26 protein-coding genes are annotated in these 23,564 nt (G+C 28.3%); 15 read left to right on the top strand and 11 right to left on the bottom strand.

The window, feature by feature from the left end; all coding sequences use genetic code 11:
- Positions 1-9: 9 nt before the first annotated feature.
- From pstA to rpsT, 6 genes are all read right to left on the bottom strand, one after another.
- Entirely contained in the window at positions 10-1,197 is a 1,188-nt protein-coding gene (gene pstA, locus ACBT_RS10555) for a phosphate ABC transporter permease PstA (protein ID WP_051429928.1), read from the bottom strand.
- Positions 1,194-2,123 (bottom strand): phosphate ABC transporter permease subunit PstC, encoded by a 930-nt coding sequence (pstC, locus tag ACBT_RS10550; RefSeq protein ID WP_024774415.1) that lies wholly within the window; start codon positions 2,121-2,123, stop codon positions 1,194-1,196. Before pstC ends, pstA begins: the two co-directional genes overlap by 4 nt.
- A gap of 66 nt (positions 2,124-2,189) precedes the next feature.
- Positions 2,190-3,920 (bottom strand): GGDEF domain-containing protein, encoded by a 1,731-nt coding sequence (locus ACBT_RS10545; RefSeq protein ID WP_024774414.1) that lies wholly within the window; start codon positions 3,918-3,920, stop codon positions 2,190-2,192.
- 66 nt (positions 3,921-3,986) lie between these two features.
- Positions 3,987-5,042, bottom strand: a complete 1,056-nt coding sequence (locus tag ACBT_RS10540; protein ID WP_024774413.1) for a substrate-binding domain-containing protein — start codon at positions 5,040-5,042, stop codon at positions 3,987-3,989.
- A gap of 121 nt (positions 5,043-5,163) precedes the next feature.
- On the bottom strand, positions 5,164-6,231 hold the full coding sequence (prfA, locus tag ACBT_RS10535) for a peptide chain release factor 1 (protein WP_024774412.1): 1,068 nt from the start codon (positions 6,229-6,231) through the stop codon (positions 5,164-5,166).
- A 14-nt stretch (positions 6,232-6,245) separates the two neighbouring features.
- Positions 6,246-6,506 (bottom strand): 30S ribosomal protein S20, encoded by a 261-nt coding sequence (gene rpsT, locus ACBT_RS10530; protein WP_024774411.1) that lies wholly within the window; start codon positions 6,504-6,506, stop codon positions 6,246-6,248.
- Positions 6,507-6,588: 82 nt separating this feature from the next.
- On the opposite strand from rpsT, the gene glmM reads away from it, so the two are divergent.
- From glmM to ACBT_RS10495, 7 genes are all read left to right on the top strand, one after another.
- Complete coding sequence (glmM, locus tag ACBT_RS10525; RefSeq protein WP_024774410.1) at positions 6,589-7,923, top strand: phosphoglucosamine mutase; 1,335 nt, start codon at positions 6,589-6,591, stop codon at positions 7,921-7,923.
- Positions 7,924-7,926: 3 nt separating this feature from the next.
- Complete coding sequence (gene lspA, locus ACBT_RS10520; protein ID WP_024774409.1) at positions 7,927-8,397, top strand: signal peptidase II; 471 nt, start codon at positions 7,927-7,929, stop codon at positions 8,395-8,397.
- A 66-nt stretch (positions 8,398-8,463) separates the two neighbouring features.
- Positions 8,464-9,744, top strand: coding sequence for a 3-isopropylmalate dehydratase large subunit (gene leuC / locus ACBT_RS10515; protein ID WP_024774408.1), 1,281 nt, complete (start codon positions 8,464-8,466; stop codon positions 9,742-9,744).
- Entirely contained in the window at positions 9,744-10,325 is a 582-nt protein-coding gene (gene mobA / locus ACBT_RS10510) for a molybdenum cofactor guanylyltransferase MobA (RefSeq protein ID WP_024774407.1), read from the top strand. The genes leuC and mobA overlap by 1 nt, the downstream gene beginning before the upstream one ends.
- A gap of 95 nt (positions 10,326-10,420) precedes the next feature.
- The gene (locus tag ACBT_RS10505; RefSeq protein ID WP_024774406.1) at positions 10,421-11,890 is read left to right on the top strand and encodes an NAD(P)/FAD-dependent oxidoreductase; all 1,470 of its coding nucleotides are present in this window, start codon (positions 10,421-10,423) and stop codon (positions 11,888-11,890) included.
- A 3-nt stretch (positions 11,891-11,893) separates the two neighbouring features.
- Positions 11,894-12,118 carry a hypothetical protein gene (locus ACBT_RS10500; protein ID WP_024774405.1) on the top strand — a complete coding sequence of 75 codons (225 nt, stop codon included), beginning with the start codon at positions 11,894-11,896 and terminating at the stop codon, positions 12,116-12,118.
- Positions 12,115-13,308, top strand: coding sequence for a rhodanese-like domain-containing protein (locus ACBT_RS10495; protein ID WP_024774404.1), 1,194 nt, complete (start codon positions 12,115-12,117; stop codon positions 13,306-13,308). Before ACBT_RS10500 ends, ACBT_RS10495 begins: the two co-directional genes overlap by 4 nt.
- 98 nt (positions 13,309-13,406) lie before the next feature.
- Here the strand turns inward: ACBT_RS10495 and rplT are convergent, their stop codons facing one another.
- The 4 genes from rplT to thrS form a co-directional block, all read right to left on the bottom strand.
- The gene (rplT, locus tag ACBT_RS10490; RefSeq protein WP_024774403.1) at positions 13,407-13,763 is read right to left on the bottom strand and encodes a 50S ribosomal protein L20; all 357 of its coding nucleotides are present in this window, start codon (positions 13,761-13,763) and stop codon (positions 13,407-13,409) included.
- A 103-nt stretch (positions 13,764-13,866) separates the two neighbouring features.
- Complete coding sequence (gene rpmI, locus ACBT_RS10485) at positions 13,867-14,064, bottom strand: 50S ribosomal protein L35 (protein ID WP_024774402.1); 198 nt, start codon at positions 14,062-14,064, stop codon at positions 13,867-13,869.
- Between the two features lie 136 nt (positions 14,065-14,200).
- Positions 14,201-14,695 carry a translation initiation factor IF-3 gene (gene infC, locus ACBT_RS10480; protein WP_034218424.1) on the bottom strand — a complete coding sequence of 165 codons (495 nt, stop codon included), beginning with the start codon at positions 14,693-14,695 and terminating at the stop codon, positions 14,201-14,203.
- Between the two features lie 29 nt (positions 14,696-14,724).
- Complete coding sequence (thrS, locus tag ACBT_RS10475; protein WP_024774400.1) at positions 14,725-16,533, bottom strand: threonine--tRNA ligase; 1,809 nt, start codon at positions 16,531-16,533, stop codon at positions 14,725-14,727.
- A 111-nt stretch (positions 16,534-16,644) separates the two neighbouring features.
- On the opposite strand from thrS, the gene ACBT_RS10470 reads away from it, so the two are divergent.
- Positions 16,645-17,157, top strand: coding sequence for a hypothetical protein (locus ACBT_RS10470; protein WP_024774399.1), 513 nt, complete (start codon positions 16,645-16,647; stop codon positions 17,155-17,157).
- 28 nt (positions 17,158-17,185) lie between these two features.
- Here ACBT_RS10470 and ACBT_RS10465 read toward each other — a convergent pair whose 3' ends face one another.
- Positions 17,186-17,506: a hypothetical protein gene (locus tag ACBT_RS10465; protein WP_024774398.1), complete on the bottom strand. Its 321-nt coding sequence runs from the start codon at positions 17,504-17,506 to the stop codon at positions 17,186-17,188.
- A gap of 88 nt (positions 17,507-17,594) precedes the next feature.
- Between ACBT_RS10465 and ACBT_RS10460 the strand changes: the two genes are divergently transcribed.
- The 7 genes from ACBT_RS10460 to tsaD all read left to right on the top strand — a co-directional run bounded on the left by ACBT_RS10460 (position 17,595) and on the right by tsaD (position 23,564).
- Positions 17,595-18,923, top strand: a complete 1,329-nt coding sequence (locus ACBT_RS10460) for an NFACT RNA binding domain-containing protein (RefSeq protein WP_024774397.1) — start codon at positions 17,595-17,597, stop codon at positions 18,921-18,923.
- Positions 18,924-19,025: 102 nt separating this feature from the next.
- The gene (locus tag ACBT_RS10455) at positions 19,026-19,802 is read left to right on the top strand and encodes a complement resistance protein TraT (RefSeq protein WP_024774396.1); all 777 of its coding nucleotides are present in this window, start codon (positions 19,026-19,028) and stop codon (positions 19,800-19,802) included.
- A 123-nt stretch (positions 19,803-19,925) separates the two neighbouring features.
- A complete protein-coding gene (locus tag ACBT_RS10450; RefSeq protein WP_024774395.1) occupies positions 19,926-20,684 on the top strand; it encodes a phosphatidate cytidylyltransferase in 759 nt (252 codons plus the stop codon).
- Positions 20,681-21,748, top strand: coding sequence for a 1-deoxy-D-xylulose-5-phosphate reductoisomerase (gene dxr, locus ACBT_RS10445; RefSeq protein ID WP_024774394.1), 1,068 nt, complete (start codon positions 20,681-20,683; stop codon positions 21,746-21,748). The genes ACBT_RS10450 and dxr overlap by 4 nt, the downstream gene beginning before the upstream one ends.
- A complete protein-coding gene (locus tag ACBT_RS10440; RefSeq protein ID WP_024774393.1) occupies positions 21,738-22,028 on the top strand; it encodes a hypothetical protein in 291 nt (96 codons plus the stop codon). The genes dxr and ACBT_RS10440 overlap by 11 nt, the downstream gene beginning before the upstream one ends.
- Positions 22,021-22,572 (top strand): RBBP9/YdeN family alpha/beta hydrolase, encoded by a 552-nt coding sequence (locus ACBT_RS10435; protein ID WP_024774392.1) that lies wholly within the window; start codon positions 22,021-22,023, stop codon positions 22,570-22,572. Before ACBT_RS10440 ends, ACBT_RS10435 begins: the two co-directional genes overlap by 8 nt.
- Positions 22,569-23,564, top strand: a complete 996-nt coding sequence (gene tsaD / locus ACBT_RS10430; RefSeq protein ID WP_024774391.1) for a tRNA (adenosine(37)-N6)-threonylcarbamoyltransferase complex transferase subunit TsaD — start codon at positions 22,569-22,571, stop codon at positions 23,562-23,564. The genes ACBT_RS10435 and tsaD overlap by 4 nt, the downstream gene beginning before the upstream one ends.

Below are 23,564 nucleotides of genomic sequence, written 5' to 3'. Positions count from 1 at the left end.
TTTTTCCTTTTACCATTTTACTTCAAGTTTTTTTCTAAGATATATAGCTATTGCATTTAATGAAATTAGAATTGTTAATAAAACTAAAATTCCTGCAGCTGTTTTTTCTATATACATACCCTCAGGCATTCCAGCCCATGTAAAAAGCTGTGCTGGCATTACTGTTGCTGCACCTGTAACCATAGTTGGAGCATCTGGAATAAATGCAATCATTCCTATGATAATTAATGGAGCAGTTTCTCCCATAGCTTGTGCTAAACCAATAATTGAACCAGTTAAAATTCCTGGAAATGCTAAAGGTAAAACGTGGTCACGTGTTACTTGAATTTTATTTAATCCTAAACCATATCCAGCTTGTCTTATATTATCTGGAACAGCTCTTAAAGCTGCTCTTGAACTTACAATAATAATTGGTAAAGTCATAAGTGCTAAAGTTAATCCCCCAACAAGTGGTGAACTTCTTGGCATTCCAAATAGATTTATAAATATTGCAAGACCTAAAAGTCCAAATAAAATTGAAGGTATAGCTGCAAGATTATTTATGTTAATTTCAATAAATCTTGTAAATTTATTATCTCCTGCAAACTCTTCAAGATAAATAGCTGTCATAACACCAATTGGGAATGCAACAGCCATAGTTATAATTAAAGTCAAAATTGAACCAATCACACTTGAAAAAATACCTGCGTACTCTGGAATTTTAGAATCCCCATTTGTAAAAAATACAGTATTGAATTTTTTCTCAATTAAACCATTTGAGTTTAATTCATCAACAAATGCTTGCTCATTCTCTTTTAGTTTATAGTTATGACCTTTTAAATATTGGTCAACTTGGTCATCTGCTAAAACCCACATATTTTGTGTTGTATTCATATAAGATGGATTTTGTTCAACTAATTTATTTATGTCTCTTAACCAAGCTCTAGAAACAATATCTCTATACTCTTTTGGAACAGCAAATCTTGTATCATCTAAAGATTTTTCATTAAAAGTTACATTTACTTTTATGTAAGCTACATTAAATGCAGGTAAACCTTTAACTATCATATCAAAAAGGAAGAACGCTAAAAATGCAATAGAGAAGATTAAAGATGTTAATGTAAATCTTTTAAATCTTTTTGCACTTGTATGTCTACTTTTTAAAGTAGGGTCATAAAATGGATTGTGTTGTTTATTTTTCTTTTTTCTTTTTATCATAATGTATTCACTTTATATTTTTCTTTGAATTTTCTAATTAAAGATAATGAAATCATATTTAAGATTAGAGTCACAATAAATAACATTAGACCTAATGCAAATGCAGAAAGAGTCTCTGGCGAATTAAATTCAAAGTCTCCAACTAATGAATTTACAATTGTAACTGTAACAGTTGTCATGTCTTCTAGTGGATTCCAAGATAAATTTGGTCTTAATCCAGCTGCCATAACAACAATCATAGTTTCTCCTAATGCTCTTGAAAGAGCAAGAAGTGAAGCTGAAATAATTCCTGGCATTGCTGAAGGTAAAACAATATTTTTAATTGTTTCTCCATGAGTCATTCCAAGACCAAAAGCAGCTTTTCTTTGAGAATCTGGAACAGCTCTGATAACATCATCTGATAGTGAAGATACTAAAGGAATAATCATAATTCCCATTACAATTCCTGAAGCTAAAGCACTATTAAAAGTTGCTTCAAGACCAAAAAAGTTTGCAGCCTTTACAACAAAAGGAGCAACTGTAACAGCAGCGAAGAAACCATAAACAACTGTAGGAATTCCTGCAAGAATTTCAAGAAGTGGTTTTAAATAATCTCTTACTTTAGGACTAGAATATTCACTCATATAAATTGCACTTCCAAGTCCAATAGGAATAGCTACAAGTAATGCAATAATTGTTATTACAAATGTACCAGCAAATATAGGCAATGCACCAAATTGGCTATTTGTAACACCTGGACTCCAAACTGTTCCAGTTAAAAAATACCAAAAACTTCTTAATTTAAAAAATTCTATTGCTTCAAATAAAATTGAAAATAGAATACCGAAAGTTGTTAAAATAGATATTGCAGCAGCGATGATAAGAGTAAACTTTATAAGTTTCTCGTTTAATTCTCTTCGTCTTTTTTGTGATTCAAAGGTACTCAATACTTTCCTTTGTATTAAATTTTTGCAAATTTTATATTTATTCGATTACAATATGATTACATAGTATTATACTATTCTAAATATAGGCTCTTTTGAGTTCTTTGAATCTCTTTTGATAAGATTTAGTGTATTGTCAAAATCTGATATATTTGATGATGGATTAATTTCTATTATTGCAGAAGATACACTCAATAAATTAAATTCTCTAGTTGTATTAAATCTATCTTTTGATATTATGAAACCTCTGTTTTTATCATCATTTGAATAGAGGTTCACCACACTACTTTTAAATTCTTCTTGTATGTTGTAAGTTAATTCAAATATATCATCATATTTATAATCTTTTAATCCTACAAAGAAATCATCACCACCAATATGAGCTATAAATGAATTTTTTGGATATCTTTTTTGTAATAATTCTGAAAAAATTAATATTGCTCTATCCCCTTGTCTAAATCCATAATTGTCATTAAATGGTTTAAAATCATTAAAATCAAAATATATTATGTGAGTTGTATTTATATGAGCATTTTCAAATGAATTGTTTATAAACTTTTCTATTTGATTATTTCCAGGAAGTTTTGTCAATGGATTTTGATTCGTAGCTATTTCTATATTTCTTTTATAAGAAAGTGTTAAAAGAGAATTTAGATTTATAAAACCTTTATATTTTTCTGATTGTGTTATAAATATTCCTAGTGAATCATTGAATTTAAGATTGTACATTTCAAGAATTTCATCTATACCCCAAGATATTTCTACACTTAAAGCAGGTTTGATATATTTTAGTAATGTTGATGAAAATGTTTTATTTTGTGCTAAAGAAAGACCATATTGTGAATAAGAAATTTTCTTTATATCACTTTCATAAATAATTCCTAAGAAATAACCAAATTCATCAATAATTGGTACAAAGTTATGCTCTGTATTTTTTTTAAAGTGTAAAAATAAATCGTATAAAGATGTATTTACATCCAAAGGATATATCTCTTCTATGTATTTATCATCAATAAAATTAGTCTGATTAGATCTTTTATCATTTAAAATTAAATTAGAAATATCTTGATATATATTTGTGATATCTTCTATACTTTTTGTTGGTTTTTGGACTAGATATCCTTGTATAAAATCAGCCCCTATATCTTTACAAGTATAAAACTCTTTTACTGTTTCTACACCTTCTGCAATTACTTGCATTCCCATGATATGAGCCATTTCAACTATTGATGAGCAGAAAAGTTTTTTCTTAGAATCTTGATCTATATTTGAAATAAAAAATCTATCAAGTTTTATAATATTTGCTTCACTAAAGTATAAAAGCTTTAATCCAGAAACACCAATTCCAAAATCATCTATTGCAATTTTGTAACCACTCTCTTTATATCTTTGTAGCATAGATGAAAGAGCATTTTGTTCAATTGCTGTTCCCTTTTCACTTAGTTCAAAATATATAGAATCTTTATTTAGATTATATTTATTTAATATTTTTGCAGTATTTCCCTGTGAGTAGTTCTTGTTGTAAATTATTCTATTATCTAGATTGTAAAATAGTTTTAAATTATTAATTTTTATTTTTGAGAATTTACTTATAGCTTTTTCTCTTAGTTGTAAATCTAATTCATATAAGTAGTCATCATTGAATGCTAAATCAAAAAGATCATCAATATTTGTAAGTCCTGGTATATCTTGAACATTTCGTAAAAGAGCTTCAACAGCATATATTTTGCCAGTATGAGAATAGATTATAGGTTGAAAAGCATAATCAAGCTTATCAATTATTTTTGACCAATTTGTCATAAATTTCCTAAATAGATATTTTAAAAAGATTATAAAAAGAAGAGGTATCTTCTTTTTATAAGTTTATTAGTGTTTTAAATCTTCAGCAGTTAATTTTTGGCTATTTAAAACTTTATTTCTAGCTTGTGTTCTCACATCATCAGTTAATGGAATTAAACCTAATTCACTTAATATTCCATCATTCCCTATCATTTTTTCAGACATGAAAAGGTTTGTAAACTCTTTTAAAGATGGAACATCTTTAGAGTGTTGATTTTTAATATAAAAATACATAGATCTAGCAACTGGATATTTTGCACTTGCAATAGTTTCAACAGTTGGTAAAACATTATCAATACTTAAACCAATAACTTTATCTTTGTTTTCAGCTAAGAAAGAGTAACCGAAAATTCCAATCGCTGCTTCATTTTTTGTTAATTTTTGAACAATTAAATTATCATTTTCACCAGATTCTACATAAGCACCATCTGTTCTGATTTCAGAATAAGCTTTATATTTTTTATTAGCTGTTTCATCTTTTTTGAATAAATCTGTATAAACAGGCATTTTTTCGAAAGTTGATTGTAAAACTAGTTCTTCAAATGAGTCTCTTGTTCCTGAAGATTTTGGAGGTCCATAAACAGTGATTTCTCTATTTGGTAAAGAAGCATCTATATCAGACCATTTTTTATATGGATTTGAAACTAAAGATTTACCATCAGCACTTGGTACTTCTTTTGCAACTGCTAATGCTAATTGTGTTTTTGATACATTGAAACTTTTTACTTGAGATGATTGAGCAATTGCAATACCATCAAAACCAATTAATGCTTCAGTAATATCATTTACACCATTTTCTTCACACATTTTTAATTCATTTGCTTTCATTTTTCTAGAAGCATTTGCAATATCAGGTGTATTAATATCTGCACCAGCACAGAATAACTTAATTCCTCCACCTGTTCCAGTTGATTCAACTACTGGAGTTGGGAATTTTGAAGTTGCTCCGAACTCTTCAGCAACTGATGATGAAAAAGGATAAACTGTTGATGAACCAACTATTTTAATTTGATCTCTTGCACTTAATGTTGTTACTAATAAAGCACTTGCTATTAAAGCCATAGATGTTTTTTTGAAACTCATATTATCTCCGTATAAATTTATTTATGACGAAAGTTTAATATCAGTTGGTTACATTTTGATTACTAGATAAATTTTGTTTAGGATTTATATTTTATAGAATTGAAGTAAAAAACAAATGGAGTTATAATCCATTTGCCTCGATTAGTCTAGATTGATGATCAGCAATAAGAGGATCAATTACTTCATCAAATAGACCATCATTTAAGATGTTTTCCAGTCTATATAAAGTTAAGTTTATTCTGTGGTCACTGATTCTATTTTGTGGGAAGTTATAAGTTCTAATTCTTCCACTTCTATCACCAGTTCCTACTTGCTCTTTTCTATTAGCACCTTCGGCTTCCATCTTTTTTTCCATCTCAATCTCATAAAGCTTAGCTTTTAAAACTTTCATAGCTCTATCTTTATTTTTGTGTTGAGACTTTTGGTCTTGATTTGTTACAACGATACCAGAAGGAATATGAGTGATTCTTACAGCCGAGTCTGTAGTATTTACAGATTGACCACCATTTCCACTAGCTCTCATAACATCAATTTTTAGATCACCTGGATCTATTTCAATTTCAACATCATCAACCTCAGGCATAACTGCAACTGTAATTGCTGATGTATGAACTCTTCCTTGAGATTCTGTTGCTGGAACTCTTTGAACTCTGTGAGTACCACCTTCAAATTTTAGCTTAGAATACACATGGTCACCTTTTACCAGAATTACTATTTCTTTGTAACCACCTGCTTCACTATCACTTGAACTCATTATCTCAACTTTCCAATCATTGTTTTCAGCGTATCTGAGATATCCTCGGAATAAATCACCAACAAAAAGTGCAGCCTCATCCCCACCTGTTCCAGCTCTTAGTTCCAAATAGATATTTCTATCATCATTTGGATCTTTTGGAATCATAAGAAATTTAATCTCATCTTCTAAAATTGGTTTTTTAATTTCCAGTTCTTTTAACTCTTCCTTAGCTAATTCACCAAGTTCACTATCATCAAGCATAAGTTTGTTCTCTTCAATATCTTCAAGAACTTTTATATACTCTTTTGCTTTGTTAACTATTGGTTCAATGCTTGACTGCTCTTTTGATAAAGAAGTCATTCTTTTGATATCACTAGTAATATCAGGAGACATTAAAAGATTTGTGATTTCCTCAAATCTAGCAATGAATGGTTGAAGTTTATCTTTTAACATCTAATGTTTAATAATTATATAGCGTTAACTTTAACTTGTAATCTACTTACTTTTCTAGCAGCAGTTCCCTTAGTTAAAATACCTTTAGAAACACAGTGGTGGAAGTATTTGTTTGCAACTTTCATAGCAACAGTTGCTTTCTCTTTATCTGCACTTTCAACTGCACTTAAAACATCTTTAGTGATATTTTTAATTCTTGTTTTGTAAAATCTGTTTCTTTCAGTCTTTACTAATGTTTGTCTAGCTCTCTTCTCAGAAGATTTATGATTTGCCATTTTTTTAACCTCTTTGTAAAATTTTAAAGGATAGAATACTATCCAAAATAACTTAAATAGAGTTTAATTTTAGGAAGATTTAATGAAACTATTTGGAACAGACGGTGTTAGGGGTAAGGCTGGTGAATTTTTAGATGTAATTACTGTTGTAAAACTTGCACAAGCAGCAGGGATACATTTTAGAAAACATTCAACAACAAATAAAATATTAGTTGGTAAAGATACAAGAAGAAGTGGATACATGATTGAAAATGCACTTGTTAGTGGTCTTACATCGGTTGGTTATGATGTTATTCAAATAGGACCAATGCCAACTCCAGCAATTGCATATTTAACTGAAAGTATGAGATGTGATGCTGGTATTATGATTAGTGCTTCGCATAATCCATTTGAAGATAATGGTATAAAATTCTTCGATAATCATGGAAATAAATTAAGTGTTCAAGATGAAAAAGCTATTGAGAATATATTTAAAGATATAGATTTATTGACATCTTCTCAGGCTACAGGAACACAAATTGGTGCTTCAAAAAGAATAGATGATGTTATTGGAAGATATATTGTTGTAATTAAATCATCTTTCCCAAAAGATTTAACGCTAAAAGGATTAAGAATTATTCTTGATTGTGCGAATGGTGCTGCATATAAAGTTGCTCCAACAATTTTAGAAGAGCTAGGTGCAGATGTTATTACAATAAACAATAAACCAAATGGTTTTAATATAAATGACAACTGTGGAGCAATGCATCCTGAGAATGTTGCTAAATTAGTAAAAGAATATAGAGCAGATATAGGTCTTGCACTCGATGGAGATGCAGATAGATTGGTTGTTGTTGATGAAAAAGGTGAAATAGTTGACGGTGATAAGTTAATAGGTGCTCTAAGTGTATATTTGAAAAATGAGAAACTTTTAAAAGGTGATGCTTGCGTTGCAACAGTTATGTCTAATAAAGCTTTAGAAGATTATTTGGAAAAAAATCAAATAAAACTTTTAAGAAGTGATGTTGGAGATAAATATGTTCTTGAAGTTATGAAGGATAATAATTTAAATTTTGGTGGAGAGCAAAGTGGACATATAATTTTCTCTGATGCCGCTAAAACTGGAGATGGTTTAGCTTCTGCGCTACAAGTACTGGCAATGCTTCTAAAAAGTAAAAAAAGAGCTAGTGAAGCTTTAAATCCGTTTAGTTTATACCCTCAAATTTTACATAATATGAAAGTAAATGAAAAAATACCATTAAAAGATATAAAAGGTTTAGATGAAATTTTAAAACCAATTAGAGAAAAAGGTATTAGAGATTTAATTAGATATTCTGGTACTGAAAATAAAATTAGACTTTTACTTGAAGGTAAAAATAGAAAAGATGTTGAAAATGCAATGTCAACTCTTATTGATTTTTTTAAAAAAGCTTTGTAAGAAATGAATAAAAAGTTAAAAATATCAATAATTATTTTTTTCATAATATTTGTTGTAGATCAAGTTGTTAAATACGGTTTTGCAAATTTAGGATGGGATTTAGATGGTCCAATAATGTCACTAAAACTTGCTTATAACTATGGAGTAGCTTTTTCTATGTTTTCATTTTTGGCTGAAAATTTAAAGTATATACAACTTGTTATTGTGATAGTTGGAACTATATATCTTTTTAAAAATAAAGAGCTTTTCTACAAATATTATATACCAATAGCATTTTTATATGCTGGAGGTTTATCAAATATTTTAGATAGATTTACTTATGGTGCAGTAGTTGATTATTTCTATTGGCATTATATATTTGAATTTGCAATTTTTAATTTTGCAGATGTAATTATAAATTGTGCTGTTGCTATAATTATAATTATACAAATAATAGATTCACGAAGAGAAAAGAGAGAAAAAACTGATTTGTAGCTTAAAATAGTTTTGGCTATAATCAAATCAAAATTTTAAAAAATTAAAAATTAGTTAGGATGAAAAATGGGTCAAACAATTACAGAAAAGATATTTAGTGAGCATGTAGGAAAAAAAGTATATGCTGGAGAAATTGTAAGAAGTCCAATTGATATGGTAATTGGTAACGATATTACAACACCAATTTCGATAAAAGCTTTTGAAGATGGTGGTTTTGAAAAACTTGCTAATCCAGATGGTTTTGCAATAGTACTAGACCATTTTATTCCTGCAAAAGATATTGCAAGTGCAAACCAAGCGAAAATTTCAAGAGATTTCGCTATGAAACATAATCTTAAAAACTTTTTTGATGAAAAAGATATGGGTATAGAACACGCACTTTTACCAGAAAAAGGATTAGTAGTTCCAGGTGATGTTATTATTGGAGCAGATTCTCATACATGTACACATGGTGCTTTAGGAGCATTTAGTACAGGAATGGGAAGTACAGATATTTCTTTTGGAATGATTACTGGTGGTAATTGGTTCAAAGTTCCTGAGTCAATTAAAGTTGTATTTAAAGGTAAACCAGCTCCATTTGTAACTGGAAAAGATTTGATTTTAGAAATTATCAGAATACTTGGAGTTGATGGAGCATTATACAAAGCTTTAGAATTCACAGGTGATACAATTAAGTATTTATCAATGGATGATAGATTCTCTTTATGTAATATGGCTATTGAAGCAGGAGCAAAAAATGGAATAGTAGCTTATGATGAAATTACAAAAGAGTTTTTAGATACAGTTGCTAAAAACAATAATGGATTAAGAGCCGAGCCAAAAATTCATTATTCAGATGAGGATGCTACATATTGTCAAGTAATAGAGATTGATGTTGAAAAACTAGAGCCTGTAATTGCATATCCATTCTTACCATCAAATGGTCATTCAGTTTCTCAAGCTGTAAGTGATAATATAAGAGTTGATCAAGTATTTATTGGAAGCTGTACAAATGGAAGATTAAGTGACTTTAAAGTTGCTGCTGAGATTTTAAAAGGTAAAAAAGTAGCAAGACATGTAAGACTTATTTTAACTCCAGGAACTCAAAAAATTCTAAGAGATGCAACAAAATTGGGGTATATTGATACTTTAGTTGATGCAGGAGCAGTAGTGTCAAATCCAACATGTGGAGCATGTTTAGGTGGATATATGGGGATCTTAGGAGATGGAGAAGTTTGTATCTCTACAACTAATAGAAACTTTGTTGGAAGAATGGGTTCTAGAAGCTCAAAAATATATCTAGCAAATAGTGCTGTTGCTGCAGCTTCTGCAATATCTGGATATATTACAGATCCTAGAAGTTTATAATGACTAAAACACCATTTAAAATACCTTGTGTAATTTTAAGTGGAGGTAAGAGCTCAAGAATGGGAGAAGATAAATCTCTTCTCCCATTTTTTTCTTCAAAAACTTTAATAGAGTTTCAATATAAAAAATTGGAGCAATATTTTAATCATATTTATATATCTTCAAAAAGTGATAAATTTGATTTCCTAAAAGATAAATCCAAACTAATATTAGATAAAAATCATGATGTTTCTTCACCGATTCTAGCTTTACAAACTATATTAGAAAAATTTGATAAAGTTTTTATAATACCAGTTGATACACCATTTGTTGAGTTTAAAACTATAGAAAAACTGATTATTGATTCAAATAGTTTTGATATAACTATTGCACAAACTCCTTTTAAAACACATAACCTTTGTGGAATTTTTACAAAAAATATATTACCTTTTATAGAAAATATGATCAATCAAGATATTCATAAAATAAACTATTTAATCAAAAATTCAAAAACTCAAATCATAAATTTTGAAAATGAAGATGAATTTTTAAATTTAAATGATAAAAACGAGTACCAAAAAGCTCTTAATTATATAAAATAAACTAATAATATTTATAAAATAATATCTTATATTAATAAGTAGTATATTATAACTTTTTTGTTATTATCAAGTGTATTTATAAAAAGGGGATTTCTATGAATAAAGATGAGTTAAAAAAAGCTCTTGAAATCGTTGATGCTGAGATAAAAAAAGCTGGAATTTCAAGAAGAGAAGCATTTAAACTTGCTGGATTGGGAGGAGCTACTTTTTTAGCTGGTGGTATTGATGCAAAAGCATCTACAACTTTAAAAGCTAGTAGTCAAGCAAAAGGTAAAATAGTAATTGTTGGTGGAGGATTAGCTGGAGTTTCAACTGCTGCAAGACTTATGAGTGCACTTGATGATGCTGATATTACAATTATTGAACCTAATACAAAATCAGTTTCATATCAACCAGGAACAACACTAGTTGCAAGTGGAGTTTATAAATCAAAAGATGAGTTGTTGTTTGATACAAAAGATTATATGCCAAAAGGTGTTAAATGGATTCAAGAAAAAGCTGTTGAATTTAATCCTGATGAAAATAAACTTACATTATCAAATAAAGAAGTTGTTGATTACGATTATTTAATAGTTGCAGCTGGAATTACACTTGATTATGGAGCAATTAAAGGTTTAGAAGAGATCGGTGATGCTTATAGTGTAGGTGATGCTAGTAAAATATTAAAAGTTTTTGGAGATAGTGGAGTAACATCAGTTTATAATATTGATAGTTCAGCTCATATGTGGGAACAGTCTCAAAAATTTATTGAAAGAGCAAAAAAAGATAAAGTAAATGCTATTTTCACAGCTCCAAATACAGCTGTGAAATGTGGTGGTGCACCTAAAAAAGTTATGTATTTGCTAAACTCTAGATTAAATGAAGCAAAAGTAAGAGCTAATGCAACATTAACATATTATGATGACAGTGGAAGATTATTTGGTGTAAAAGAATATGCAGATGCTATTGAAAAACAATTTATTGCTAGAGATATGAAGTGGAATTTAAATCATAATCTAACTAGCGTAGACATTTCTAAAAAAATTGCAACATTTAATAAACATTGGGAAGAAAAAGGTGCTTTTGATGCAGATTTAGGAGAACATGAAATTATTAAAAAACAACTAACTGTTGAAGTACCTTTTGATTTTTTACATGTAACCCCACCTCAAAAAGCACCAGATGAAATAGGAAAATCAGCGATTGGTTCAGCAAAAGGTTGGGTTCCTGTAAATAAAGAGACTTTACAACATGTTAAATATAAAAATATTTTCTCTTTAGGTGATATTGCAGCTGTTCCTATGGGGAAAACAGGTGGAACTGTAAGAAAGCAATATAAAATTCTAGTTGATAATTTAATATCTGTAATGGAAGGAAAAGAGCCAACTGAAAAATTTGGTGGTTATACAGTATGTCCACTAATTACAGATATTGGAACTGTTATGTTAGCAGAATTTGATTGGACGGCAAAACCAACTCCTTCATTCCCTTTAGATCCAACACAAGAAAGATGGATTTGGTGGTTATTGAAAGTTTATTTATTAAAACCAATGACTATGTATGGAATGTTAAGCGGAAAGGCATAATATTTGAAAAAAGAGTTAAAAATATATATCTTTATCTTGATTATTCTTAGTATAATAATACACTATAAAGAGTTTTTAACTCATCCAGTAGAACATGTATTAGGACTTATGGATTCTGGAGCTTATGGTTTTGGTGGATTTCATCCATTTATATTTAGTGCAGTTATTTATATAATAATTGGAATACCAAGAGTATTATTTAAAATTATAACAAGGAGAATAGTATGAAAAAAGTAGTTTCTAGTTTATTAGTGGCATCACTTTTAGGATTTAGTGTAAATTTATTTGCTCAAACAGGAGAGTTAAAAGAACCAACACCAGCTGTTTTAGAATTAATTAAAAAACATAAGTTAGAACAAGTTAATTTTGATTATGTGAAAAAAATAATTGGAAATGGAAGTAGAGGAGCTGTTGAAGCTATTTTAGTTGATGCTAGACCTGAATTAAAGTATCAAAAAGGAACAATACCTTCAAGTATAAATATTCCAGATACAAATTTTGAAGAATTTTATTCAAAATATGATTTCTTATCAAAAGATAAAAATAAAGAAATAATTGTATATTGTGGTGGTTTTGGTTGTGAAAAAAGTCCAATTGTTGCAGACCTTTTAAAGAAAAAAGGTCATAAAAATGTAAAAGTTTATAGTGCTGGTGAACCTGAGTGGGGAAATAAATCATATCTTGAGGTTGGAACAGTTGTTATAAAATCATATTTAGAAAATAATAGTGCTTTACTTGTTGATGCAAGACCAAATGCAAAATTTATGCAAGAGACAATTTTAGGAAGTATAAGTATCCCAGATACAGAATTTGATAAACTTGTCGGAAGATTTCCAATAAATAAAGATGAGAAAATTGTAACTTTTTGTGCAGGATTTGATTGTGAGAAATCTAATATAGTTGCTGAAAAACTTTATAATTTAGGTTATAAAAATGTATCAGTTTATGCTGGTGGGCTTCCTGAGTGGAAAAAAGCTGGTTTAGCTACAACAGCAGGTGCTAAAAAAGTTGAAGAAAAACCAAAAGAAAAGAAATTAGAGTTTAGTAAAAATGGAGTTAAACTAGGAGCAGATGAAGGAACAGTTGATGGTGAGTGGTTAAAAGCACTTATAATAGATAATAAAGTTCCAGAAAATATTCAAATAGTAAATGTACTAAACAAAAAAGAGTTTGATAAAGGGCATATAAAAGGATCAATTAATATTGAAGCAGAAAAATTAAATGCTAAAGAATTATATGAAAAACTACCAAAAAATAAAACTATAGTTTTCCACTGTGCAGCAGGTTCAAGATCTTTAGAAGCATGGATGAAATTGAAAAAAGATAATATAGATGTTTCTGAGATTTTCTATTTTGATGCAAATGTTAATTGTAAAGAAGATAATTGTAAAATTGATGTAAATGAACCATTAGGTTAATTCATAAAAATTATTAGGGTGCAGATTTTGTACCCTGATTTTAGAAATAAAAAAAGGGAAGAGTTTTAGCTCTTCCCTTTTTTATTTATGCAAATTTATTATTTAAGTGCTGCTTTAGCAGATGCTACTAAAGATGCAAATGCAGCTGAATCATTCATAGCAAGATTTGCTAAGATTTTTCTATCAAGTTCAATACCTGCTAATTTTAATCCATTTATGAATCTTGAATAGTTGATATCATTTAATCTACAAGCTGCATTGATTCTGATAATCCATAGTTTTCTAATATCTCTTTTTTTCTGTCTTCTATCTCTAAATGCGTATACAAGACTTCTTTCTAATTGTTCTTTAGCTTTTCTAAAGTGTTTTCTTCTTCCACCGAAGAATCCTCTAGCTAGTTTTAATACTTTTTTGTGTCTTCTTCTTCTTACAACACCAGTTTTTACTCTTGGCATATTATTCCTTTCTTTACCATTATTTTTAATAAGGTGTCAGCAACATAGGCTGAACTTTTCCATAAAATGGAGGGACAAAATTACTTAAGTATATTTTAAGTAATTACGCTTTACACAACGTTGAAAGAACACCAGCAACATTTGTACTATGTACAGTTTGTGGTCCTCTTAAATTTCTTTTTCTTTTTTGAGTTTTTTTAGTTAAAATGTGGCTTCTAAAAGCAGAACCTCTTTTGATAGTTCCATTTTTCTTTACTTTAAATCTTTTAACAGCACCTTTAACGCTTTTCATTTTTGGCATAAAGAAATCCTTTCATATAAATTTGCATTTTCATAGTGAAAAAGTTTTGGATTATACTTAAAAAAATATTAATAAATGTTTAAAATTTATTTTGTAGTATAAAAGAGGAATAGTTCCTCTTCTATTTTGAGTAGATTTAATCTTTTTTAGGTGTAACTAGAAGATTTACATATCTTCCTTCTAGTTTTGGTTCTTTATCCATAATAGCAATGTCTTCTATCATGTGCCAAACTCTATTTAAAACTTCAACTCCAGCTTCAGGATTTGACATCTCTCTTCCTTTTAGGAAAACTCTAAATTTAACATGATTTCCTTCTTCTAAGAATTCTATCGCATGTTTTACTTTATAGTTAATATCATTTTCTGCAATTTTAACAGAAAGCTTTATCTCTTTAACTACTATTACTTTTTGATTTTTCTTTGCTTCTTTTTTCTTTTTTTCTTGTTGGTATTTAAATTTACTATAGTCCATTATTTTAGCAACTGGTGGAGTTGCATCTGGAGCTATCAAAACTAAATCTAAACCAGCTTCATCAGCAATAGCTAAAGCTTGTGAAGTTGGAATAATTCCGTGATTTGTTCCATCATCACTAGTACATCTTAGTTCTTTTGCTGTAATATCCTCATTCATTATTACATCAGATTTTTTATTGTCTCTACTCAAATTCTACTCTCCTTGTTAATTTTGTTTAGTAAATCGAAAAATTCTTCTTTACTTAAATTTGATTGTTCTCTTTTTCTTCTATCTCTTAAAGCAATTTTAGAATTTGCTACTTCTTCGTCTCCAAGTACAACTATCATTGGAACTCTTTGCTTTTCAGCCATTCTAATTCTTTTGTTTAAACTTTCGTTCATATCATAAATAGCAGAATCTATATTGTTTTCTAAAAGCTCTTTTTTCAACTCTTTTGCATAAGCAACATGAGGTTCTGCGATTGGTACGAATATAACTTGTGTTGGAGCGATTACAAATGGGAACTCTCCAGCGCAATGTTCAGTTAAAATTCCAATAAATCTTTCAAAAGATCCTAAAATAGCTCTATGAATCATTACTGGTTGTTCTTTTTCCCCTTTGTCATTTATAAACTCAGTTTTAAATCTTGAAGGTAAATTCATATCAATTTGTACTGTACCACATTGCCATTTTCTTCCAATTGCATCAAGAATTTTTATATCGATTTTCGGACCATAAAATGCTCCTCCACCTTCATCAATTCCATAAGATATACTTTTTTCATCAAGTGCATCCATAATTGCTTTTGTCGTTTTTTCCCAGAAAATATCATCACCAATAGCTTTTTCTGGTTTTGTAGAAACTTCAATTTCATATTTAAAATCAAATAATTTTAAAAGAGAATCAACAAATTCTAAAACTTCAAAAATAACATCTTTAACTTGGTTTTGTGTACAGAAAATGTGTGCATCATCTTGAGTAAATTCTCTTACTCTAAAAAGTCCATGCATAGCCCCACTCATCTCATGTCTATGTACAACACCATATTCAAAAAATTTAAGTGGCAAATCTTTGTATGAAACTAAATCGTTTTTGAAAATTTGTATATGACCAACGCAGTTCATAGGTTTTATCCCATACTCTTGTTCATCAATAGTTGTAAAATACATATTTTCTTTATAGTTAGCATAATGTCCAGAGATTTTCCACATTTCAGATTTTAGAATTTCAGGTCCACGAACTGGTTCATAACCTCTTACTCTATGTGCTTTGTATAAAAGGTGTTCTAATTTACTTCTTAATCTTGCACCATTTGGTAACCATAATGGAAGTCCTGCTCCAATATCGTCATTGAAAGTAAATAGTTCTAGTTCTGTTCCTAGCTTTCTATGATCTCTTTTTTTAGCTTCTTCAATCATAGTAATATAATCATTTAAAGCTTTTTTATCAAAGAAAGATATTCCATAAATTCTAGTAATCATCTCATTTTTTTCATCACCGCCAAGATATGCACCGGCAACTCTTGTTAGTTTGAAATTTCTAATCATTCTAGTATTTGGTAAATGAGGACCTCTACATAAGTCTTCAAAATCACCTTGTTTATAGATAGTTAAAACTTCATCTTTGATATTTTTTAGAACGGCTTGTTTTAATTCATCATTTTTGAATTTTTCATAAAACTCTTCTTTTGAGGTTTCATGTCTTGTAATTGGAAGCTTTCTATCAGCTAGTTCCTTCATTTTCTTTTCTATTTTTGGTAAATCTTCATCAGAAATTTTACTATCTACTTTAAAATCATAATAAAATCCCTCATTTACAACAGGACCAACAAAGAATTTTGCTTCAGGATATAGTTCTTTAATTGCTTGAGCCATAAGGTGAGCAGTTGAGTGTCTTAAAATCTCTAAAGATTCGCTTGAATCGTCGGCTTTAATTGTATTTCCACTAATATTTAAAGCCTCTGCAGTTTGAAGGTCATAGATTTGACCATCTTTTATTACTCCAATAGGTTCCAATAATTTCCTTTTTTTTTAAAAATTTAATAAAATTGCATTTATTCTATCTTATTACAACTTAAACGTAATAAAAAATATTACAAAATCAATAAAATTTGGTTACAATTTGAAATGGTTATAAATATTTCAAAAATAAAAACAGAAGCTTTATTATTATTTTGTAGAGATTTGATTCTTTCATATAAAGACAACAATGAATTAAAGGGCTATGGATTAGATAAAGAAGTTTTAATTGAATTCAATAATTTGGGCTTAACAATATTAAATGAAATCAATAAAATAACTTTTTCTCATGACTATTATTTAAAAAATAGTAGAAATTTTAGAGTAAAAGCAATTTTAAATTGTTATGATTTTATCAATAAGGAGATTTCAAAAAATCTTAAAAAGAATGAAGAATTTAATCCTTCAATGTTATATTTTTCTATGCTTACATTATGGTTTAAAGAATTAAATAAAGAGTCTAATTCAAAAGAATTTATATATTTTTTATTATATCCATATGGAACAGTTTATGATAAATTGTTAATTGGAATTAAAAATGTTGAGTATAAAAATATGAGTATTAAAATGATTGAATTAGCTGAAAAAGTTATTTATAAATATGACAAGGTTGTATTATAAAGATGGATTTACCATCTTTATAAAATAGTTAGCAAGAAGGAACGTTTCCTGAATCACTTGCAAATTCAATAGAGAAATCCATAATATGTTCTAGCAAGTTTTCTTTAACATCTCCAGCTTTAACATTTGGGCATATTTTCATAATTTCCTCTTCTGCTTTACCATCAGCTTTAATTTTTTTCCACTCTTCTTGAGTATGTTTTAAAGCAAATTTAGCTCCATCCATACCGCAAGGTTCTTTTAAAAACTTGATAAATGCTTTTTGACCTTTTACTACATCTGCTACCAAAGAAGTTGTACCAATACTTAATAATAAAGTAGAAGCTGCTAAAATCTTAACTAATTTCATACGTTTCTCCTGTAAATAAATTTAGATATAATTATATCCTTAAGATATAAAAATCTTCTGAATAATTATAAAATAAAGTGAATGAATTATGAAATATTTTTTATTAAAAGCAGTATGTGAATATTTAAAAGAAAATGCCTGTATTATAAAGTTTATTAAAAGAATAGATAACAATATAATTATAATTGAATTTAATAATAAAAATATCATCTATTTTGATTTAAGTAAATCAAATGCAAAAATTTTTAAAACTAAACAACAAATTACATCAAAAAAAGATTTTAATGCGCCATTTGATGTTGTTCTCCAGAAAAAATTTACAAATTCAAAAATAGAAAATATTGAGTTGTACAATGATGATAAAATAATAAATATAAAAGTTAGTTCTAGTTCTTCTTATAAAAAAGAAGTTGCAATTCTTCAGTTAGAGTTTACTGGAAAATATACAAATATTATTATTTTAGATGAAAATAGAGTTATTTTAGAAGCATTAAGACATATAGATGAATATTCATCTTTTAGAGTTGTAAAAGTTGGTGTAAAACTTGAAGAGATACCTAAAAAAGATTTTGTACCAAAAATAGAAAAAATTGATGATATTGAGAACTATTTATATAAAATTTACGAAGATATTGAAAAAGAAAATTTAGAAAGTGTAAAAAAACAAAAAATTTTAAAGGTAGATAGAAACATAAAAAAGTTAGAAAATATTCTAAAATCCTTACCAAAAAAAGAGGAATTAGAAATAGAATCAAATGATACATATACAAAAGCAAATATTCTTATAGCAAATCTTCATAATATAAAACCGTATCAAAAAATAATCCAAATTGAAAATTATGATGGAAATCATATAGAAATTGAGTTAGAAAATATGCAAAATCCTAGTAAATATACAAATGAACTTTTTAAAAAAGCTAAAAGATTAAAACAAAAAGCTCATAATATTTGTATTGAAGAAGATAATTTAAAAGATAAATTAGAGTTTGCAAAAAGATTAAGAATCAACATTGAGAATTCAAATTCAATAGATGAATGTGAATTTTTATATCCTAAAAAAGAAAGAAATCAAACTAAAACAAAAAAAGAAAAAAATTATGAAAGCTTTTTTTATGAAGGTTATAAAATCATGCTTGGAAGTAATGAAAGAGAAAATATATATCTTCTTGAAAATTCAAAAGCTAGTGATTTTTGGTTTCACTTAAAAGATAGACCCTCTTGTCACGTAATTGTTCAAAATAGTAAAAAAGAGTTACCTCCAAGTGTAGTTCAAAAAGCAGCAACTTTGTGTGTAAATTTTAGTATAGAAGGTGGGGGAGTTTTCGAAGTTGATTATACACAAAGAAGAAATGTGAAAATACAACATGGTGCAAATGTACTTTATAACCCCTACAATACAATAGTTATAAAAAATTAAATATATAAATAAGATTATTATTTTATTGTCTATTTGTTAAGTGAAAATTAATTTTTAAATTGTAAAATCTAGGCGAAATTTTTATCAAGGAGACTATTTATTATGAATAGATTAAAAAGTTTAGGGCTAGGAATTGTTACTGCAACAATCTTATTTTCAGGTTGTGCTACAACTGAGTTACAGACAAATGCAAAAATGACACAAAGTATTTTTATTAATCCAGTTAAAAAAGAGTTAAGAACTGTATTTATTTCTAGTAAGAATACAAGTGGGCAAAAGATTAATCTTGAGAATACTATTATCTCGGAATTACAGGCAAAAGGTTATAGAATTGTAGATGATCCAGAAATAGCAACTTATGTTTTAATGGTAAATGTTCTTTATTGTGATAAAAAACAAGAAAATAATGCAGCTGGAGGTGCTCTTGCAGCTGGAGCTGTTGGAGCTGGAGTTGCTGGATATAATAATGGAGGAGCTGGTGGTATGGCAGCAGCTGGTTTAGGTGCAGCACTAGTAGGTGGATTATTGGCTAAAGCAACAGAAGATACTATCTATCAAATGCAAGTTGATATTGTTATTAGAGAAAAAGCAAAAGGTCCTGTTTACTCTACAAATTCAACTGCATCTGGACAAGCTAGTGTAAATGATGGTAAAAAATCAGGATTTATTAACAGCTTTGGAGGATCAGTAAAAGATACAAATGCAACAGGACATTTAAACTCTAATATGGCAAGTGCTAATACTCAAAGTTATGAATCAGATTTTATTGAGCATAAAACAATGATGTTAGCTGAAGCTACAAAAATGAGACTTACTTTACAAGAAGCTACACCAATTTTAGAAAGACAAATTTCTAATCAAATTGCTGGATTATTCTAAAAACTTTTAAATGCACTAAATTTTTTAGTGCATTTTTATACTTTTTTATATTCAAAACAAAAAATCCATTTAAAAGCCAAATTTTAGTAGAATAGTAAAATTTTCAATTTAAGGTCAAGAAAGATGTTAGAAATTTTAGGTGGCTTATCTACTAGAGTAAAAACAGGCATTGTTTTAATAGTTGCAATGCTGATTGTTGGTTATATTGATTCATATTTCCTATTCTGGTTATTATTTGGAACTATGCTTATGATTGCTGTAAAAGAAGCAAAAGATTTATATAAACTAGAAGATAGAAGTATATATATTTATATTTTGTTACTTTGGGTAGCTGTATATTTTTATCCTATGCCAGTTGATTTAATATTTATTGTGGCTATTGGTTATGCTTCTCAACTAGCTTATAAAAGAAAACTTGATAAAAAAATGATTTTACCACTTCTTTATCCAACTGCATCTTTTGTATTTTTGATGACGCTTTATAGTGAATTTGGTGTAATGGTTTTACTTTGGCTATTAGTTATAGTTGCTGCTACTGATACGGGGGCATATTTTACTGGTAAGGCATTTGGAAAAACACCTTTTAGTGAAACTAGTCCTAACAAAACCCTAGAGGGTGTGGTTGGTGGTATGACTCTAGCTATTATATTAGGTACGTTAACATCAATAAATGAAATAGGTGTTTTAGGAGCTATTATAGTTTCAGCAATAGTTTCATTATCTTCAGTTTTTGGAGATTTATATGAAAGCTATTTAAAAAGAGAAGCTGGTGCAAAAGATAGTGGAAATATATTACCAGGTCATGGTGGAGTCTTAGATAGAGTTGATGGATATCTTTTTGGGGCGATAGTTATGTTAGTTCTATTAAGGGTTATTATTTGATAATTCTTGGAAGCACAGGTTCTATAGGAGTAAATACTTTAGAAGTTGCAAAAAAGTTCGACTTAAATGTTGAAGTTTTAGTTGCAGGGAAGAATATTGAACTTCTAAACAAGCAAATAAAAGAGTTTAATCCAAAGAAAGTTGTAATATCTTCAAAAGAAGATTTAGAACTAGTAGATCATAAAAACGTTTCATGTGGAGAAGATGCTATTTTGGAAGCTATTGAAAATAGTAGCTCAGATACAGTAGTAAATGCTCTAGTAGGTTTTCTTGGATTAAAACCAACTTTAAAAGCTATAAAATGTGGTAAAAAATTAGCATTAGCAAATAAAGAGTCTTTAGTTGTAGCTGGAAAGTTTATTGACCAAACAAATTTAAGAGCTATTGATAGCGAACATTTTGGACTTTGGTATTTACTTCAAGATAAAGTTGTAGATTCAATGGTTATTACAGCAAGTGGAGGTTCTTTTAGAAATTATCCACTTGAAGATTTAAAAAATGTATCAATAAAAGAAGCATTAAATCATCCTAATTGGAAAATGGGAAATAAGATAACTATAGATAGCGCTACAATGACAAATAAAATATTTGAAATAATTGAAGCCGCATGGTTATTTAATACAAGAAAGCTTGATGCAATCATTGAACCAAAATCATTAATTCATGCTCTTATAAATTTTAAAGATGGAAGTACAACAGCTCATATCGCAAATACTTCAATGCAACTTCCAATATCGTACGCTCTTATGAATAAAATTGATAAAAATATATTAGAACCAGTTGATTTATTAGAAATATCAAAATTAGAGTTTAAAAAGATTGAAAGTTCTAGATATCCAATTTGGGATATAAAAAATGAAATCCTAAATAATCTTGATTTAGGTGTTGTATTAAATGCTGCAAATGAAGTTGCAGTTTCAAAGTTTTTAAATAGAAAAATAGGATTTTTAGATATTTCAAAAATATCTTTAAATGCAATAAATAAATTTAATAGTATAAAAATAAATAGTTTAGATGATATTTTTGCAGTTGACAAAGAGGTAAGGAGTTATTGTGCCTCTTGATTTATTAATTCCTTTTGGAATTTTATTGATTCTAGTAGTTTATTTAATTTATAGTAGAACAAAATTTGAAAAAAGTATAGTTAAGTTATATGAAGAAAAATTCGAAGATTGGAAAAAGCATACTCCTATTTCAACTGAAACAGTTGTACATAAAGAGCTTGTAGGATTAGTATTTAAAGAAGATTATAAATTGACTGTTGAACTTTTTGATAAGAGTGTAGAAGATAGATTGAAAAGAACAAAATTTGATACAAAATTTATAGGAAAAGAAGATGAGTAAAAGAGTTTTAATACTTCATGGATTAAGTGGAAGTAGTTATCCACATTGGCAAGCACATTTGGCAATAGATTTAATAAAAGATGATTATATTGTATCTTTTCCAGAATTACCAAATAAAAATAATCCAAATTTAGAAGAATGGAAATCTTTTGTAAAAAAAGAGATAGAACATTTTAAACCACAAATTGTCGTTTGTCACTCATTAGCAAATATCTTATGGTTTCATATTTGTGATGAAATAGATATATCTTTAGAAAAACTAATGTTAGTTGCTCCTGTAAGGAATGAAGAGTTAAATGAAGCAAAAACTTTTTTCCCGTATCCAATACCAAGTAATTTAAAATCAAAAGAGGTTATTATGGCAGCTTCAACAAACGATCCATATCTTAGTCTTGATGAAGCTATAAATTTACAATCAAAATTAAATATTGGTATGAAAATTATGGAAAATGCTGGACATATAAATACAAGCGCTGGTTTTGGTAAACTTGATTGTGCATTAGATTGGATAAAAAGAGTTGAAGAGTGTGAGGAAAATAGATGATTCTAGCTATAGAATCATCTTGTGATGATAGCTCAATTTCTATTACAAAAATAGATACATTAGAATTAATATTTCATAAAAAGATTTCTCAAGAACTTGAACATAGCTTTTATGGTGGAGTTGTTCCTGAATTAGCAGCAAGATTACATATAGAAGCTTTACCAAAAATTCTTGAAGAGTGTGAAGAGTATTTACCGCAAATAAAAGCAGTTGCTGTTACAAATGCTCCAGGATTGAGTGTTACTTTAACTGAAGGTGTTGCTATGGCAAAAGCTGTTAGCATAGCGTTAAATATTCCAATAATTGCTGTAAACCATTTAAAAGGACACATATATTCACTTTTTATTGAAAAAGAGGAAAAATTTCCTATTACAGTTCTTTTGGTTTCAGGAGGACATACACAAGTAATAGAAGCAAATAGTTTAGATGATATGCAGATTTTGGCAAAGACTATGGATGATAGTTTTGGAGAGAGTTTTGATAAAGTTTCAAAAATGTTAAATCTTGGCTATCCTGGTGGTCCTATAATAGAAAAATATTCACAAAATGGTGATTGTAACAGATTTGCTTTTCCTATTCCTCTTTCTCAAAGTCCAAAAATAGAATTTAGCTATTCAGGGCTTAAAAATGCAGTAAGATTAAAGATAGATGAATTAGAAGGCACCTCTTTAAAGAGTCAAGATATAAGTGATGTTTGTGCTAGTTTTCAAAAAACTGCAGTTGACCATATCTTGCAAAAATTAAAGAAACTATTTAAACAAAAAACTATAAAAGATTTTGCAATAGTTGGTGGGGCAAGTGCAAATTTATATTTAAGAAGAGAGTTAGAAAAACTTTGTTCTTCATATGGTACTAATTTGCATTTAAGTGATTTAAAATATTGTTCAGACAATGCAGCTATGATAGGTAGAGTAGCAATAGAACAATACAAAAATAAAGATTTTATTAATATAGAAGATTTAGATATAAAAACAAGATTAAAGGATTATTAA

Origin of the sequence: Aliarcobacter cibarius (genome assembly GCF_013372265.1) — a bacterium.
GTDB lineage: Bacteria > Campylobacterota > Campylobacteria > Campylobacterales > Arcobacteraceae > Aliarcobacter > Aliarcobacter cibarius.
Note: the sequence above shows the minus strand (reverse complement) of the source record. Positions and strands in the feature narration are given on the sequence as shown.

Coding starts and splice junctions, on each gene's coding strand:
- ACBT_RS10540 (WP_024774413.1), bottom strand. CDS start 5,042: ATGAGTTTCAAAAAAACATCTATGGCTTTAATAGCAAGTGCTTTATTA.
- tsaD (WP_024774391.1), top strand. CDS start 22,569: ATGATTCTAGCTATAGAATCATCTTGTGATGATAGCTCAATTTCTATT.
- ACBT_RS10450 (WP_024774395.1), top strand. CDS start 19,926: ATGTTAGAAATTTTAGGTGGCTTATCTACTAGAGTAAAAACAGGCATT.
- pstA (WP_051429928.1), bottom strand. CDS start 1,197: ATGATAAAAAGAAAAAAGAAAAATAAACAACACAATCCATTTTATGAC.
- leuC (WP_024774408.1), top strand. CDS start 8,464: ATGGGTCAAACAATTACAGAAAAGATATTTAGTGAGCATGTAGGAAAA.
- prfA (WP_024774412.1), bottom strand. CDS start 6,231: ATGTTAAAAGATAAACTTCAACCATTCATTGCTAGATTTGAGGAAATC.
- ACBT_RS10435 (WP_024774392.1), top strand. CDS start 22,021: ATGAGTAAAAGAGTTTTAATACTTCATGGATTAAGTGGAAGTAGTTAT.
- ACBT_RS10460 (WP_024774397.1), top strand. CDS start 17,595: ATGAAATATTTTTTATTAAAAGCAGTATGTGAATATTTAAAAGAAAAT.
- rplT (WP_024774403.1), bottom strand. CDS start 13,763: ATGCCAAGAGTAAAAACTGGTGTTGTAAGAAGAAGAAGACACAAAAAA.
- ACBT_RS10545 (WP_024774414.1), bottom strand. CDS start 3,920: ATGACAAATTGGTCAAAAATAATTGATAAGCTTGATTATGCTTTTCAA.
- ACBT_RS10495 (WP_024774404.1), top strand. CDS start 12,115: ATGAAAAAAGTAGTTTCTAGTTTATTAGTGGCATCACTTTTAGGATTT.
- mobA (WP_024774407.1), top strand. CDS start 9,744: ATGACTAAAACACCATTTAAAATACCTTGTGTAATTTTAAGTGGAGGT.
- infC (WP_034218424.1), bottom strand. CDS start 14,695: ATGAATGAGGATATTACAGCAAAAGAACTAAGATGTACTAGTGATGAT.
- ACBT_RS10505 (WP_024774406.1), top strand. CDS start 10,421: ATGAATAAAGATGAGTTAAAAAAAGCTCTTGAAATCGTTGATGCTGAG.
- ACBT_RS10455 (WP_024774396.1), top strand. CDS start 19,026: ATGAATAGATTAAAAAGTTTAGGGCTAGGAATTGTTACTGCAACAATC.
- glmM (WP_024774410.1), top strand. CDS start 6,589: ATGAAACTATTTGGAACAGACGGTGTTAGGGGTAAGGCTGGTGAATTT.
- rpmI (WP_024774402.1), bottom strand. CDS start 14,064: ATGCCAAAAATGAAAAGCGTTAAAGGTGCTGTTAAAAGATTTAAAGTA.
- lspA (WP_024774409.1), top strand. CDS start 7,927: ATGAATAAAAAGTTAAAAATATCAATAATTATTTTTTTCATAATATTT.
- ACBT_RS10470 (WP_024774399.1), top strand. CDS start 16,645: ATGGTTATAAATATTTCAAAAATAAAAACAGAAGCTTTATTATTATTT.
- rpsT (WP_024774411.1), bottom strand. CDS start 6,506: ATGGCAAATCATAAATCTTCTGAGAAGAGAGCTAGACAAACATTAGTA.
- ACBT_RS10465 (WP_024774398.1), bottom strand. CDS start 17,506: ATGAAATTAGTTAAGATTTTAGCAGCTTCTACTTTATTATTAAGTATT.